The sequence below is a fragment of the Methylophilus sp. 3sh_L genome (genome assembly GCF_046766015.1).
Taxonomy (GTDB): Bacteria; Pseudomonadota; Gammaproteobacteria; order Burkholderiales; family Methylophilaceae; genus Methylophilus.
The window spans coordinates 1,083,662-1,096,822 of the sequence record NZ_JBKOUF010000001.1 but is presented as its reverse complement, the minus strand read 5'-3'; the positions used below and the strand labels follow the sequence as shown (position 1 = coordinate 1,096,822).

The 13,161-nt window shown below is 51.3% G+C and carries 14 protein-coding genes; 7 read left to right on the top strand and 7 right to left on the bottom strand.

The window, feature by feature from the left end:
• Positions 1 to 5 precede the first annotated feature (5 nt).
• On the top strand, positions 6 to 1,037 hold the full coding sequence (locus tag ACIDF8_RS05645) for a vWA domain-containing protein (protein WP_412009605.1): 1,032 nt from the start codon (positions 6 to 8) through the stop codon (positions 1,035 to 1,037).
• Between the two features lie 131 nt (positions 1,038 to 1,168).
• Here ACIDF8_RS05645 and ACIDF8_RS05640 read toward each other — a convergent pair whose 3' ends face one another.
• Complete coding sequence (locus ACIDF8_RS05640) at positions 1,169 to 1,636, bottom strand: hypothetical protein (RefSeq protein ID WP_412009604.1); 468 nt, start codon at positions 1,634 to 1,636, stop codon at positions 1,169 to 1,171.
• Positions 1,637 to 1,685: 49 nt separating this feature from the next.
• Between ACIDF8_RS05640 and ACIDF8_RS05635 the strand changes: the two genes are divergently transcribed.
• Positions 1,686 to 2,693, top strand: coding sequence for a YgfZ/GcvT domain-containing protein (locus ACIDF8_RS05635; protein WP_412009603.1), 1,008 nt, complete (start codon positions 1,686 to 1,688; stop codon positions 2,691 to 2,693).
• A gap of 68 nt (positions 2,694 to 2,761) precedes the next feature.
• On the opposite strand, the gene ftsB is transcribed toward ACIDF8_RS05635, so the two are convergent.
• Genes ftsB through ACIDF8_RS05615 form a run of 4 tightly spaced genes read right to left on the bottom strand, consistent with a single transcriptional unit; the run spans position 2,762 to position 6,910 of the window.
• Complete coding sequence (gene ftsB / locus ACIDF8_RS05630) at positions 2,762 to 3,091, bottom strand: cell division protein FtsB (RefSeq protein WP_412009602.1); 330 nt, start codon at positions 3,089 to 3,091, stop codon at positions 2,762 to 2,764.
• 16 nt (positions 3,092 to 3,107) lie between these two features.
• Positions 3,108 to 4,394 (bottom strand): phosphopyruvate hydratase, encoded by a 1,287-nt coding sequence (gene eno / locus ACIDF8_RS05625; protein WP_412009601.1) that lies wholly within the window; start codon positions 4,392 to 4,394, stop codon positions 3,108 to 3,110.
• 31 nt (positions 4,395 to 4,425) lie between these two features.
• Positions 4,426 to 5,265 (bottom strand): 3-deoxy-8-phosphooctulonate synthase, encoded by an 840-nt coding sequence (gene kdsA, locus ACIDF8_RS05620; RefSeq protein ID WP_412009600.1) that lies wholly within the window; start codon positions 5,263 to 5,265, stop codon positions 4,426 to 4,428.
• A 10-nt stretch (positions 5,266 to 5,275) separates the two neighbouring features.
• Positions 5,276 to 6,910: a CTP synthase gene (locus ACIDF8_RS05615; RefSeq protein WP_412009599.1), complete on the bottom strand. Its 1,635-nt coding sequence runs from the start codon at positions 6,908 to 6,910 to the stop codon at positions 5,276 to 5,278.
• A gap of 131 nt (positions 6,911 to 7,041) precedes the next feature.
• Here ACIDF8_RS05615 and ACIDF8_RS05610 point away from each other — a divergent pair, with 131 nt between their 5' ends.
• Positions 7,042 to 7,884 carry an NAD(P)H-hydrate dehydratase gene (locus ACIDF8_RS05610; protein WP_412009598.1) on the top strand — a complete coding sequence of 281 codons (843 nt, stop codon included), beginning with the start codon at positions 7,042 to 7,044 and terminating at the stop codon, positions 7,882 to 7,884.
• Positions 7,885 to 7,985: 101 nt separating this feature from the next.
• Here the strand turns inward: ACIDF8_RS05610 and smpB are convergent, their stop codons facing one another.
• A complete protein-coding gene (gene smpB / locus ACIDF8_RS05605) occupies positions 7,986 to 8,438 on the bottom strand; it encodes an SsrA-binding protein SmpB (RefSeq protein ID WP_412009597.1) in 453 nt (150 codons plus the stop codon).
• A gap of 70 nt (positions 8,439 to 8,508) precedes the next feature.
• On the opposite strand from smpB, the gene ACIDF8_RS05600 reads away from it, so the two are divergent.
• Both ACIDF8_RS05600 and ACIDF8_RS05595 read left to right on the top strand, forming a co-directional pair.
• Positions 8,509 to 8,943, top strand: a complete 435-nt coding sequence (locus tag ACIDF8_RS05600) for a type II toxin-antitoxin system RatA family toxin (RefSeq protein WP_412009596.1) — start codon at positions 8,509 to 8,511, stop codon at positions 8,941 to 8,943.
• A gap of 22 nt (positions 8,944 to 8,965) precedes the next feature.
• A complete protein-coding gene (locus ACIDF8_RS05595) occupies positions 8,966 to 9,283 on the top strand; it encodes an RnfH family protein (protein WP_412009595.1) in 318 nt (105 codons plus the stop codon).
• Between the two features lie 34 nt (positions 9,284 to 9,317).
• Here the strand turns inward: ACIDF8_RS05595 and ACIDF8_RS05590 are convergent, their stop codons facing one another.
• Positions 9,318 to 9,794: a DUF4124 domain-containing protein gene (locus ACIDF8_RS05590; RefSeq protein ID WP_412009594.1), complete on the bottom strand. Its 477-nt coding sequence runs from the start codon at positions 9,792 to 9,794 to the stop codon at positions 9,318 to 9,320.
• 155 nt (positions 9,795 to 9,949) lie between these two features.
• On the opposite strand from ACIDF8_RS05590, the gene guaB reads away from it, so the two are divergent.
• Together guaB and guaA are read left to right on the top strand one after the other, a co-directional pair.
• Complete coding sequence (gene guaB / locus ACIDF8_RS05585) at positions 9,950 to 11,410, top strand: IMP dehydrogenase (RefSeq protein WP_412009593.1); 1,461 nt, start codon at positions 9,950 to 9,952, stop codon at positions 11,408 to 11,410.
• Positions 11,411 to 11,527: 117 nt separating this feature from the next.
• Positions 11,528 to 13,135 carry a glutamine-hydrolyzing GMP synthase gene (gene guaA / locus ACIDF8_RS05580; RefSeq protein ID WP_412009592.1) on the top strand — a complete coding sequence of 536 codons (1,608 nt, stop codon included), beginning with the start codon at positions 11,528 to 11,530 and terminating at the stop codon, positions 13,133 to 13,135.
• Positions 13,136 to 13,161: the final 26 nt, after the last annotated feature.

Genomic DNA, 13,161 nt, shown 5'->3' with positions numbered 1-13,161 from the left:
ATGGCATGAAAATCTGGCTAAGACATTTTATCAAGCATCGCGACACAGCCCTGCTCGCACTGGCGCTGCTGTTCCTGCTGGGAGCGATATTGCGGCCCAGCATCCCGTTTAAGCATAACATTTATGCTTATTTCCTGATTGCCGATATCTCGCAAAGCATGAACGCAGAAGACATGATGCTGAATGGCAAAAAAGTGACTCGCATGGCCTATATGCAAAACATGATGCATGAAGTCGTGGCTTCCTTACCCTGCGGCACCAAAGTTAGCATTGGCATGTTTGCCGGCAACTCGGTGGCGGCCATGTACGCGCCGATTGAGGTATGCAGTAACTTTGCAGCGATTCAGGACACCATTGCGCACCTTGACTGGCGGATGGCGTGGTCTGGCAATAGCCGTGTGCGGGAAAGCCTGTTCGTGACCGCCAAAGTCGTCCGTGCCATGCCAGAACCTGCACAGGTACTGTATTTTACCGATGGCGAAGAAGCGCCTAAACTACATGCATTCAACACCAAAAACCTGGATGAGTTTCAAGGCGGGGATGACTGGTTGTTTGTTGGCATAGGCACCGAAGAAGGCGTGGCGATTCCCAAACTGAGCCCGGATAATCAGGTCATTGGCTACTGGTCTAATGAGAGTTTTGCCATGCAACCCGGCATTGCACAAATTTCCGAAAGTACTTTGGGCGTACGCGATGATAACGTTGCCTTTGGTGACCATGACCGCTATGTGTCGAAACTGGCCAGCGAATATATGGAATCCCTGACCAAAGAAATCGGGGCAAAATTTATCAAAGGCGACAGTACTTACACCGTCCTTAAAGCGATGAAAGAGCAAAAGCCCGCCCGGCGCGACATTGCCCCTTTACCACTAGGTTGGTTATTTGCCACCCTGGCGGGGTTATGCATCCTCGCCACCTATGCGAGCCATCACCCATGGCGGCAAATCAAGCAGAATCTGCACCTCTACCGTCGTGAAATTCAATCCAGATTTTTTGTAAAAGGTGAATCAGTCGCCCACGACAACCACTTTCAATAAGCCTGAGGAGAACGCCTCAGGCCTATAATGAGCCAGTGATCCAAGCAATCTGTTGAGCAGCGGCTGGTGGAAAAAAACTGATTCAGTCCAGTATTACATCAACAGCTGGTCTAGTGCCAAGCGTCCCTTATCTAAGCTTGCCCCCACCTTAACCAGACACGGAAGGCGGTCAACTGTCCCTTGTCCACCTGGTCCGGTAGCAGCAAAATACGCTGATTGCGCGCGCAAGATTCAGTGGACGAATCTTCATCCATGGCATCCAAATGGAGATGTAAAACCAGACACCATGGATGCACGACACTATCTGCGAGCACAGTGGCTTGATAGACTTGGCCGGACCGATTAGTGATGGTCATGTGTCCGAACACATCGACGCGTATGGTTTGGATACTATGCTTCCAGGGTGTTGCGACCAATTTCGTCCACTGCCAGCCACTGACGATGCAATAGAGGCCTGTTCCACTCACTGCCCAGCCAAAGGGCAATTTCCACCATAAGCATGCCACGACCAGCATTGAAAATAAACCCCACCAGCCCCATAAAAGATAGGATGGCTGCAAGCGCAGATCAATTTCACTTGATAAAATAGCTTTTCTCATTGCAATCACCAAAGGCTAGATAGCAACAGCCTGGAAGGAAACCTCATTTATGTCACATCCCGCAACGGCATGGCAACAGTTTTTAATCTCGCAAGGCGCCCAATACAATCCGCAGGGTGAAGCCTCTTTTCCGGCAGCGACCGCGCACGCACAATTGTTCGACCTCTCCAGCGATGGCCTGATTGCCATTAGCGGGGCTGACAGCCAGACTTTTTTGCAAGGGCAAGTCACCAATGATATTAAACAGCTGGCCCAGGGTGCGCAATTTAATGGCTATTGCACCCCCAAAGGCCGCTTGCTGGCGTTGTTTTACACCTTTAGTGTAGAGGATGTCATTTACCTGCAATGTCCACGTGCCTTGGTGCCAGACCTGGTAAAACGATTGCGTATGTATGTATTGCGCAGCAAGGTACTCATCGAAGACGCCAGCGAAAAATTCAATCGTTTAGGCTTGGCGAGCGAGGATCTGGCCCAGCGCATTCCCGACTTGCCTGAGCAAGCACATCAGTTAATTAAAACAGATCAAGGCATCTTGATCCGCCAAGCGGACAGTGGCGCGCAACAACGCGCCCAGCTGCTTGTCAGTGCCGAACAAGCTCAAGCGGTTTGGCAATCCCTGCGGACGACCTTCACGCCAGCCAGTACAGCAGCGTGGGAGGCCTTAGAGATTGAAGCAGGCATTCCGCAAATTTACGCAGCAACCAAAGAGCAGTTCGTGCCACAAATGGTGAATCTTGATGCATTAAATGGCATCAACTTTAAAAAAGGTTGCTATACCGGCCAGGAGATTGTGGCCCGTACGCATTACCTGGGTAAGGTCAAACGGCGTACCCTGCTCGCACAACTGCCAGCATCGTCACAAGCCCCGCAGGCCGGTGACGCTTTACAAGATGCACAGGCACAAGAAGCAGGCCAATTGGTCCGCGTTGCAGCCGATGCATTACAGGGTGGCTGGGTAGTGTTGGCAGAATGCCGGTTGGAGTCCAAAGAGGCCGGGGCCATTCTCTGGCAAGGTCAGCCCTTGGCGTTTAAAGAATTACCTTATACGCTGCCCTAAGCTACGCAGCCTTCAACGGATAAGTCAGTGAGGGATTGGCAATAAAAAAGGCGCTGAGTGCGCCTTTTTTATTGGTTCTGCTGCGGTGTGACAGACGGTGAGTCTGAGGGCTTGGGAGCCGGCGTTTTGTTCTGGATCACCTGAAAAAACACTTCATCCTGCTTGACTAAGCCAAGTTCGCTACGCGCCCGCTCTTCAATCGCAGATTGACCCTGCTTGAGGTCACGCACCTCGGCACGCAGTGTTTCATTGCGCTGCCGGTAATACTCATTGCGTTTTTCATGCGCCTCAATCTGTTGCGAATATTGCCATACACGCAACCAACTACCCTTGCCCAGCCACAATGGATATTGCAGCAGGGCAATCAGGACCACCAATACAACTGTCAGTTTACGCACAGTGGTCCAGCATCAGTTATTTGAACAACTGATAGAAAGCAGATAAGCCAGCGTAGCTGGTCGCATCCCCTAACTCTTCTTCGATACGCAGCAACTGGTTGTACTTGGCGACGCGTTCTGAGCGGCACAGTGAACCAGTCTTGATCTGCAAGGCATTGGTGGCCACAGAGATGTCGGCAATCGTGGTATCTTCTGTTTCACCAGAACGATGTGACACTACGGCTGTGTAGTTGGCGCGTTTTGCCATCTCAATGGTTTGGAAGGTCTCGGTCAAAGTACCAATCTGGTTGACTTTGATCAGCACAGAGTTAGCTGCACCTTTCTGGATGCCTTCACGCAAGATTTTTGGATTGGTGACGAACAGGTCATCACCCACCAGCTGCGTGGTTTTACCCAGGCGCTTGGTCAAGATATCCCAGCCCTCCCAGTCAAACTCGCTCATGCCATCTTCAATCGTAATGATGGGGTATTTGTCAGCCAAGGTTGCCAGGTAGTCAGAAAACTGTTGTGAAGTCAGTGAAGCACCTTCTGATTCAAGGTGGTATTTACCATCCTTGTAAAACTCGGTACTGGCGCAATCCAGGCCCAGGTAGATGTCCTTGCCTGGCTCGTAACCTGCGGCTTCAATCGATTCCATGATCAATTGCAAGGCAGATTCATTAGATGGCAGGTTAGGAGCAAAACCACCTTCATCACCGACGGTCGTGGCCAAGCCTTTGGAGTGCAGGGTTTTCTTCAGTGCATGAAACACTTCAGCCCCCGCGCGCAACGCTTCACGGAAGGTCGGCAAGCCTGCCGGCACAATCATGAACTCCTGAATATCGACGGAGTTGTCAGCGTGTGCGCCGCCGTTGATGATGTTCATCATTGGCGTTGGCAATTGCATGAACGCAGAACCACCCAAGTAACGGTACAGAGGCAGGCCGCTCTCTTCTGCCGCAGCACGTGCACAGGCCATGGATACACCCAAGATCGCATTCGCACCCAAACGGTCTTTGTTTTCTGTCCCATCCAGCTCAATCAGCGTTTTGTCGATAAAGCTTTGTTCTTCCGCATCCAGGCCAATGATCGCTTCGGTAATTTCCGTGTTGACGTTCTCAATCGCGTTCAATACGCCCTTACCCAGGTAACGACTTTTATCGCCGTCACGCAACTCAACCGCTTCTTTGGTACCAGTAGACGCGCCTGAAGGCACTGCCGCACGACCAATGACACCACTTTCCAGCAATACATCGACTTCAACAGTCGGGTTGCCACGGGAGTCCATAATCTCGCGGGCGATAATATCTACAATAGCGCTCATGATTTATCCTTATCTTTAAGATGAAATAAAATTACAGGGTTTGTTCTGCGAAACCGGCTTTTTTCACCAGTTTGTCCAAATCGACCAGCAGATGCAACAAATCTTCCATTTTGCCTAATGGCCAAGCATTGGGGCCATCAGACAAAGCTTTGCTCGGGTCTGGATGAGTTTCCATAAACACACCGGCAATGCCGCTGGCGACTGCGGCTCGCGCCAATACAGGTACAAACTCGCGCTGACCACCACTCTTATCACCCTGCCCACCGGGTTGCTGGACAGAATGGGTCGCATCAAACACCACGGGACACTGGGTTTCACGCATGATGGCCAGGCCACGCATATCAGACACCAGCGTGTTGTAGCCAAAGGATGCACCGCGCTCACAAACCATAATATTGTCGGCACCACCGTTGGCTTCTTTAGCCTTGTTAACCACTTGTTTCATGTCACCAGGCGCTAAAAACTGGCCTTTTTTGATATTCACTGGCTTGCCGGATTGGGCACAAGCGACAATAAAATCGGTCTGACGACACAGAAAAGCAGGCGTTTGCAGCACATCCACCACCGCCGCCACATGCGGCACCTGTTCTTCGGTATGCACATCGGTGAGAATAGGCACGCCAATTTGGGCGCGCACTTCGTCCAGAATTTTCAGGCCTTCTTCCATGCCAAAACCACGGAAAGTCTTGGTCGAACTACGGTTGGCCTTGTCGTAAGAAGACTTGTAGATAAATGGCACGCCTAACCGGGCAGCCATTTCTTTTAATTGACCAGCGGTATCAATCGCCATTTGTTTGGATTCAATGACACATGGCCCTGCAATCAGGAACAGCGGATGCTCAAGGCCTACGTCAAAACCACATAATTTCATTCAACATTCCTTATTTTTTGGAGGCTTTTTGTGCCAGTGCCGCCTGCACATAGGCTTTAAACAATGGGTGACCGGCACGCGGGTTAGACGTAAACTCAGGGTGGAACTGGCAAGCGACAAACCACGGATGCACGGTCTGCGGCAATTCAATCATTTCACACAGTTCTTCACGTGGTGTGCGTGCGGAAATCACCAGGCCAGCGTTTTTCAACTGGTCTACATAATGGTTGTTGACCTCGTATCGGTGACGGTGGCGCTCGTTCACCTCGCTGCCGTAAATGCTGGCGGCCAAGGTATTCGGCACAATTGGACAGCTTTGTGCACCAAGACGCATGGTGCCGCCCAGGTCAGAGTTTTCATCGCGCTTTTCAATCTTGCCGGATGCATCTTGCCACTCGTCAATCAAGCCAATGAGTTTATGCTCTGCTTTAGGGTTGAACTCGGTGCTATTCGCATCCTTGAGGCCTGCCACATTGCGTGCATATTCAATCACCGCCAATTGCATGCCCAGGCAGATGCCCAGGTAAGGCACTTTGTTTTCACGGGCATACCGGATCGCCGCAATTTTGCCTTCGGTTCCGCGCACACCAAATCCGCCAGGGATCAGGATCGCATCCATGTCCTTCAGGCCATCGGTACCGTTTTTCTCAATCTCTTCACTGTCCATATAGTGAATCTTGACTTTGGATTCGGTGTGAATCCCGGCGTGTATCAAGGCTTCCGTCAGGGACTTGTATGACTCGGTCAAGTCTACATACTTGCCGACAAAAGCAATATCGACAATTTCTTTTGGATTGGCTTGCGCATGGGTGATTTTTTGCCAGGCAGATAAATCAGCCGCTTTAGCCAGGATATTCAACTTATGGCAGACAATCTCATCCAGCATTTGCGCATGTAACAAGCCAGGGATTTTGTAGATTGAATCACTATCAATCGCAGTAATCACAGCCTCATATGCCACGTTGGTAAACAAGGCAATCTTGCGTTTTTCATCTTCAGGGATTTCACGCTCTGCGCGGCACATCAAAATGTCCGGCTGGATACCGATCTCACGCAACTCTTTGACAGAGTGCTGGGTCGGTTTGGTTTTCAGTTCACCTGCGGTAGGAATCCAAGGCAACAGGGTCAGGTGGATAAAACAGGCATTATTTCTGCCTTCTTCAATGCCCATCTGGCGGATGGCTTCGAGGAAAGGCAAAGACTCAATATCCCCAACCGTGCCGCCGACTTCTACAATCGCGACATCCGCACCTTCGGCACCCCGTTTGACGTGCGCCTTAATTTCATCGGTAATATGCGGAATGACTTGTACGGTTTTACCCAAGTATTCGCCGCGGCGCTCTTTTTTGATCACCGTCTCGTAAATCTGGCCCGTGGTGAAGTTGTTACGCTTGGACATTTTGCTGCTGATAAAACGCTCGTAATGGCCAAGATCGAGGTCAGTTTCCGCGCCATCATCCGTCACAAACACTTCGCCGTGCTGAAATGGCGACATGGTGCCCGGGTCAACGTTAATATAGGGGTCCAGCTTGAGCATGGTCACTTTAATGCCACGCGATTCGAGAATGGCGCCGAGGCTGGCGGCCGCGATACCTTTTCCAAGAGAAGAAACAACACCGCCGGTTACGAATACATATTTGGTCATGGATCAGGTACTTTGAGATTGTTACAGACGGGAGAACATTTTACCGTAAACCCCTTACTCCCACAATGAAAGTCAGTCATAAAATCTGACAGCGGCTCGCCAAGCCTTGCGCTTACGCATACAATTCAGGCATGAACAACGCGCTATCAAACACGCCCAGCCTGTGGCAATCATTATTGCCGCAACCCCACACGCACAGCCATAAATATAGCCGTGGTTTCCTGCTGATCCAGGGCGGCTACCCGGTGACAGGCGCCGCCCGCCTGGCGGCGATGGCCGCGGCCAGATGCGGGGCGGGCATGACGGCGATTGCAGCCCCAGAAGTCGCGCTCCCTATTTACGCCAGCGCACTCTTAAGCGTCATGGTAAAACCTTATGCAAATGCAGCAGAATTGCAATTACTCATTGATGATGGCCGTGTAAACAGTTATTTAATTGGCCCCGGCGCAGGCATCTCTGACGCAACCCAAACAAGCGTCCTCTGCATGCTAAGCATGGGCAAGCCAGTGGTAATCGATGCCGATGCGCTCACCGCCTTTGCCGGACAGGCCGAGATCCTCAAACAAAAAATTGCCGCAAATTGCGTGCTTACACCACACGAAGGCGAGTTCAAGAAAGTGTTTGGAATCAGCCCGGCAAGTGATCTTCCCACACGGATCACGCAAACCCTGGCTGCAGCACACGCCTGCAATGCGATTGTCTTGCTCAAAGGTACCAACACCATCATCGCCAGCCCGGACGGCCGGGTGTTAATCAATGAGCAGGCACCGCCTACCTTGGCGACCGCGGGCGCAGGGGATGTGCTGGCGGGCATGATTGCCAGCTTGTTGGCCCAAGGCATGCCCGCCTTTGAAGCCTGCGCGGCGGCGACCTGGATACATGCGCAAGCCGCGCGTTGTTTTGGAGTGGGATTGATTGCAGATGATTTGCCAGGACTGATTCCGGCAGTATTGCAAACGCTTTTAAAAACTTAAAAGGTTAGATGAATCAATTGAACTGATTGATTGAATTAATTATTTGGTGCAATTCACTTTTACCTGCCTATGCAGGCAGTTGATTGTAATGACGCCGCACATTACCGCTTCATCTTGTTTTTCATCAGTGCGTTTTGCTCGCGCTTCCAGTCGCGTTCTTTTTCAGTGTCCCGTTTATCGTGTTGCTTTTTACCTTTGGCCAAGCCAATCTGCACCTTTACCCTGCCGCGGGTGAAGTGCATATCCAATGGCACCAGCGTGTAGCCTGCACGCTCAACCTTACCGATCAACTTATCGATCTCTTCGCGGTGCAATAGCAACTTGCGTGTACGGATCGCATCTGGACGCACATGAGTCGATGCCGAGCCTAGCGGCGTAATGTGGCACCCGATCAGGTACAACTCGCCCCGCATCACCACTACATAAGACTCTTTAAGATTAGTGCGGTTATCGCGTATCGCCTTGACTTCCCAGCCCTCGAGGACGAGACCGGCTTCATATTTTTCTTCAATAAAATAGTCAAAAAACGCTTTTTTGTTTTGCGCGATAGTCATAACGCTGCTGTGCGGGCTTAAATCACTTAAAATAGCATTTTAACCCAAAACCGACTTTCGTTCTGACGCAATGGCTCAAGTAGAAAAAACCGTGCTGGTCATGCATTCGTGTGAAGCGATGTTTCAATTGGTCGATGCTGTTGAAACCTATGCTGACTTTTTACCCTGGTGTGGCGGCAGCCAGGTCATCGAACGCACAGATACCGTAACGCAAGCCACCATCCATATCCGTTACCACGGCATTCAACAGCACTTTACCACCCGCAACCTTAAACAATTCCCGCACCGCATGGAAATCACGCTGGTGGATGGCCCCTTCAAGCAATTGAGCGGCCACTGGCACTTCATTCCACTGCGCGAAGATGCTTGCAAAATTGAATTCAAGCTTGAATACGTGTTTGCCAACAGCTTGATTGAACGCATCATCGCGCCGGTGTTCAGCCATATTGCCAATACCTTTGTTGACAGCTTTGTCAAACAGGCTGGCAAGCTCCAACTCAAATAAACATCCCTGCTGCCAGCCGACCATGCCTGAAGACTCCAACCAAGCCATTCATATAGAAGTGGTCTATGCCCTGCCAGCGTCGCAAACCTTGGTGAGCCTGGTAGTGGCGCCAGGCACGACTGCCATAGAGGCAGTCATTCAGTCAGGGCTACTGGAACAACATCAGTTGTCCCTTGATGCCCAATTAGCCGTCGGTATTTTTGGTAAAAAAGTCCGCCATAACACACCGTTACAGGCAATGGACAGGGTTGAGATCTACCGGCCACTGATTGCCAACGCCAAAGAGGCAAGGCGATTGCGCGCAGCCAGCCAGAAAAAGTCTAACAAACAAAAGAATTAGGTTTTGAAATGGCTTTGAATTTAGCGCATTCGAATTATTCAGGTGGACAATTTTCGTCGATTTCTTGTTGCGCGGCCGCCAGACCCTGACGAATTTGTTCATCTGAAAGATATTCGCGCTGACCATTTTCGTTCACATTTTGCATCCTACCACCCACCGCATAGTTCCGGTAATTGCTTCTGGCTGAGGCACAATTTTGTGCTTTTTGCCGGGCTTCCATCGCTTTAAGGGCTTCAGCTTCCGGAGAAGGCGGCTGCCCAGCGGGGTTATCAACCCCTTTTTGCTTGGCAGGATTCGTTTCTTCACGCGAATAGGCATCAGAGCGCGTAAGCGGCGTGTCGGCAGGCACGGTCGTCGCTTTGATTTTTTGTGCAGATTGCCCGACGGATAAAGGCGGCGTATCCGAATAATTCATAATGCCTTTTTCATCGCGCCACTTGTAAATTTCGGCAGCCGCTTGCAAGCTCCAGCATAAGCCCAGCATTAACCACCATTTCAACGTCACTCTCATTTAATCAATCCATACTTGCTTTGGAAAAGGCCCCAAGTAAAACTCTTATGCATAAACCATGCCAGACGCTGCCAAACTGTCGCAGAAAATCGCAAAACGCTTTGTCAAGCCAAAGTGAAATCGGTATAATTATATTTTGGAGATAAGGAATTCACATGCGTTTGTTGCAACAAGCTCTTACCTTTGATGACGTTTTACTCGTTCCAGCCCATTCAAATGTGATGCCACGCGAGGTCAATCTTAGCACCAAGCTGACCAAGAGCATCACCTTAAACATCCCTCTGCTCTCAGCGGCGATGGACACCGTCACCGAAGCACGCATGGCTATCGCCCTGGCGCAATTAGGCGGGATGGGCATCATACATAAAAATATGTCGGTAGAGATGCAAGCCTCACGCGTCTCGCGCGTCAAACGCTTTGAGTCTGGCGTTGTCATTGACCCGGTCACCATCCACCCCGCCATGACAGTGCGTGAGGTGATGAATATTACCCAGCAACAAAAAATTTCAGGATTGCCCGTGTTGCAAGACGGCAAAGTGGTCGGCATTGTCACCAACCGCGACTTGCGTTTTGAAACCAATCTGGATCAAGCAGTCAGCAATGTCATGACGCCGCAGGACCGTTTGGTCACAGTGCGTGAAGGCGCCAGCCGTGAAGAAATCATGGGCTTACTGCACAAACACCGCCTGGAACGCCTGTTGGTAGTTGGTGAGAACTACGAGCTCAAAGGCCTGATTACAGTTAAAGATATCCAGAAGTCATCTGATCACCCATTGGCCTGTAAAGACGAAAAAGGCCGTTTGCGCGTGGGCGCTGCTGTGGGCGTGGGTGACGGTACCGATGAACGCATTGCCGCCCTGGTTGAAGCGGGTGTGGATGCTATCGTGGTAGATACCGCACACGGCCATTCTCAAGGCGTGCTCGATCGTGTGAAGTGGGCTAAAACCCGCTATCCTCAACTTCAAGTGATTGGCGGCAACATTGCCACTGCCGAAGCCGCATTAGCCCTGGTTGACCACGGTGCTGACTGCGTGAAGGTTGGCATCGGCCCTGGCTCCATCTGTACCACCCGTATCGTAGCAGGCGTCGGTGTGCCACAAATCACCGCCATCAGCAATGTAGCCAAAGCGCTTGAAAAATCTGGGGTCCCATTTATTGCAGACGGCGGCATCCGCTTCTCTGGAGATATTTCTAAAGCCATTGCGGCAGGTGCCTATAACGTCATGCTCGGCGGTATGTTCGCCGGTACTGAAGAAGCGCCTGGCGAAGTAGAGTTATACCAAGGCCGTTCTTACAAGTCTTACCGTGGCATGGGTTCGATTGGTGCCATGCAAAAAGGCTCTTCTGACCGCTACTTCCAGGACAATACAGCAAACGCTGACAAACTGGTGCCTGAAGGTATTGAAGGCCGCGTCCCTTATAAAGGCAGCGTAGTTGCCGTGATTCATCAGTTGATGGGCGGCTTGCGGGCTTCGATGGGTTATGTGGGCTGCTCCTCGATTGAAGAAATGCGCAACAAGGCCGAATTTGTACAAATCACCAGTGCCGGCATGCGCGAGTCGCATGTGCATGATGTGCAGATTACCAAAGAAGCACCGAATTACCGTATTGATTAACACGTATTGAAAAGCACAACTTAATCTATTTTAATCCAAGCCACAGAGGACACCGAGATCACAGAGAAAAGCCTTCTCTAAGACTCTGTGTCCTCTGTGCACTCTGTGGCTAAACAAATGTCTCATTCAAAAATCCTGATTCTAGATTTCGGCTCCCAGGTCACACAACTGATTGCACGCCGTGTACGCGAAGCGCATGTTTATTGCGAGATTCACCCTTGTGACGTTTCTGATGACTTTGTCAAAAACTTTGGCGCCGATGGCATTATCCTGAGCGGTAGCCACGCCAGCGTTTATGAAGAAGAAACAGACAAGGCGCCACAAGCTGTATTCGAACAAGGCGTGCCGGTATTGGGCATCTGCTACGGCATGCAGACCATGGCGCAGCAATTGGGCGGTAAGGTTGAGGCTGGGGCAAAACGCGAATTTGGCTATGCCCAAGTGCGTGCACGTGGCCACTCTGCCCTGTTCCGCGATATTCAGGATACCACCAACGCAGAAGGTCACGGTCTGATTGACGTCTGGATGAGCCACGGCGACAAAGTGACTGAACTGCCAGACGGCTTCAAAGTGATCGCCAGCAACGAGACGACCCCCATCGCGGCCATGGCAGATGAAAGCCGCAAGTTTTACGCGGTGCAGTTTCACCCCGAAGTGACCCACACCAAGCAAGGCCAAGCCATGCTTGAGCGGTTTGTGCTCGATATCTGTCGTGCCAAGGCCGATTGGATTATGGGCGATTACATCGCCGAAGCCGTGGCCAGAATCAAGGCGCAAGTCGGCGATGAAGAAGTCATTCTCGGCTTGTCCGGCGGGGTTGACTCATCCGTTGCTGCGGCACTGATACACCGTGCGATTGGCGATCAACTGACATGCGTTTTTGTCGATCATGGCCTGCTGCGTTTGAACGAAGGCGATATGGTCATGGACATGTTTGCAGGCCGCCTGCACGCCAAAGTCATCCGCGTTGATGCCACTGAGCAATTCATGGGCAAACTGGCTGGCGTCAGCGACCCAGAAGCCAAACGTAAAATTATCGGTGCCGAATTTGTAGAAGTATTTAAAGCAGAAGCGGCCAAGCTCAAAGCCAGTGGCGCCGGACACAAAGGCGCAACTTTTCTTGCCCAAGGCACGATTTACCCGGATGTGATTGAGTCCGGGGGCGCCAAATCGAAAAAAGCGGTGACTATCAAGAGTCACCACAACGTCGGCGGCTTGCCTGAGCAGTTAGGCTTGAAACTACTGGAGCCCCTACGTGATCTGTTCAAGGATGAAGTCCGTGAACTGGGGGTTGCGCTAGGCTTGCCACGTGACATGGTTTATCGCCACCCCTTCCCCGGTCCTGGCCTGGGGGTACGTATTTTGGGCGAAGTCAAACGCGAATATGCCTTGTTACTGCAACGCGCAGATGCCATTTTCATTGAAGAATTGCGTAATACCGTCGATGCCGCCACCGGCAAAACCTGGTACGACCTGACCAGCCAGGCGTTTACTGTCTTCTTGCCGGTCAAGTCTGTCGGCGTGATGGGGGATGGGCGTACCTATGACTACGTCGTCGCCTTGCGTGCCGTGGTCACCAGCGACTTTATGACTGCGCATTGGGCAGAGTTGCCTTATAGCCTGCTTGGTAAAGTGTCTAACCGCATCATTAACGAAGTACGCGGCATTAACCGTGTCGTATATGACATTTCCGGCAAACCACCGGCTACCATTGAGTGGGAATAACTTTAATTCATTTACCAATCTCACAC

Coding starts and splice junctions, on each gene's coding strand:
- eno (WP_412009601.1), bottom strand. CDS start 4,394: ATGAGCGCTATTGTAGATATTATCGCCCGCGAGATTATGGACTCCCGT.
- ACIDF8_RS05645 (WP_412009605.1), top strand. CDS start 6: ATGAAAATCTGGCTAAGACATTTTATCAAGCATCGCGACACAGCCCTG.
- ACIDF8_RS05610 (WP_412009598.1), top strand. CDS start 7,042: ATGAACAACGCGCTATCAAACACGCCCAGCCTGTGGCAATCATTATTG.
- guaB (WP_412009593.1), top strand. CDS start 9,950: ATGCGTTTGTTGCAACAAGCTCTTACCTTTGATGACGTTTTACTCGTT.
- smpB (WP_412009597.1), bottom strand. CDS start 8,438: ATGACTATCGCGCAAAACAAAAAAGCGTTTTTTGACTATTTTATTGAA.
- guaA (WP_412009592.1), top strand. CDS start 11,528: ATGTCTCATTCAAAAATCCTGATTCTAGATTTCGGCTCCCAGGTCACA.
- ACIDF8_RS05640 (WP_412009604.1), bottom strand. CDS start 1,636: ATGAGAAAAGCTATTTTATCAAGTGAAATTGATCTGCGCTTGCAGCCA.
- ACIDF8_RS05595 (WP_412009595.1), top strand. CDS start 8,966: ATGCCTGAAGACTCCAACCAAGCCATTCATATAGAAGTGGTCTATGCC.
- ACIDF8_RS05590 (WP_412009594.1), bottom strand. CDS start 9,794: ATGAGAGTGACGTTGAAATGGTGGTTAATGCTGGGCTTATGCTGGAGC.
- ACIDF8_RS05600 (WP_412009596.1), top strand. CDS start 8,509: ATGGCTCAAGTAGAAAAAACCGTGCTGGTCATGCATTCGTGTGAAGCG.
- ACIDF8_RS05635 (WP_412009603.1), top strand. CDS start 1,686: ATGTCACATCCCGCAACGGCATGGCAACAGTTTTTAATCTCGCAAGGC.
- ACIDF8_RS05615 (WP_412009599.1), bottom strand. CDS start 6,910: ATGACCAAATATGTATTCGTAACCGGCGGTGTTGTTTCTTCTCTTGGA.
- kdsA (WP_412009600.1), bottom strand. CDS start 5,265: ATGAAATTATGTGGTTTTGACGTAGGCCTTGAGCATCCGCTGTTCCTG.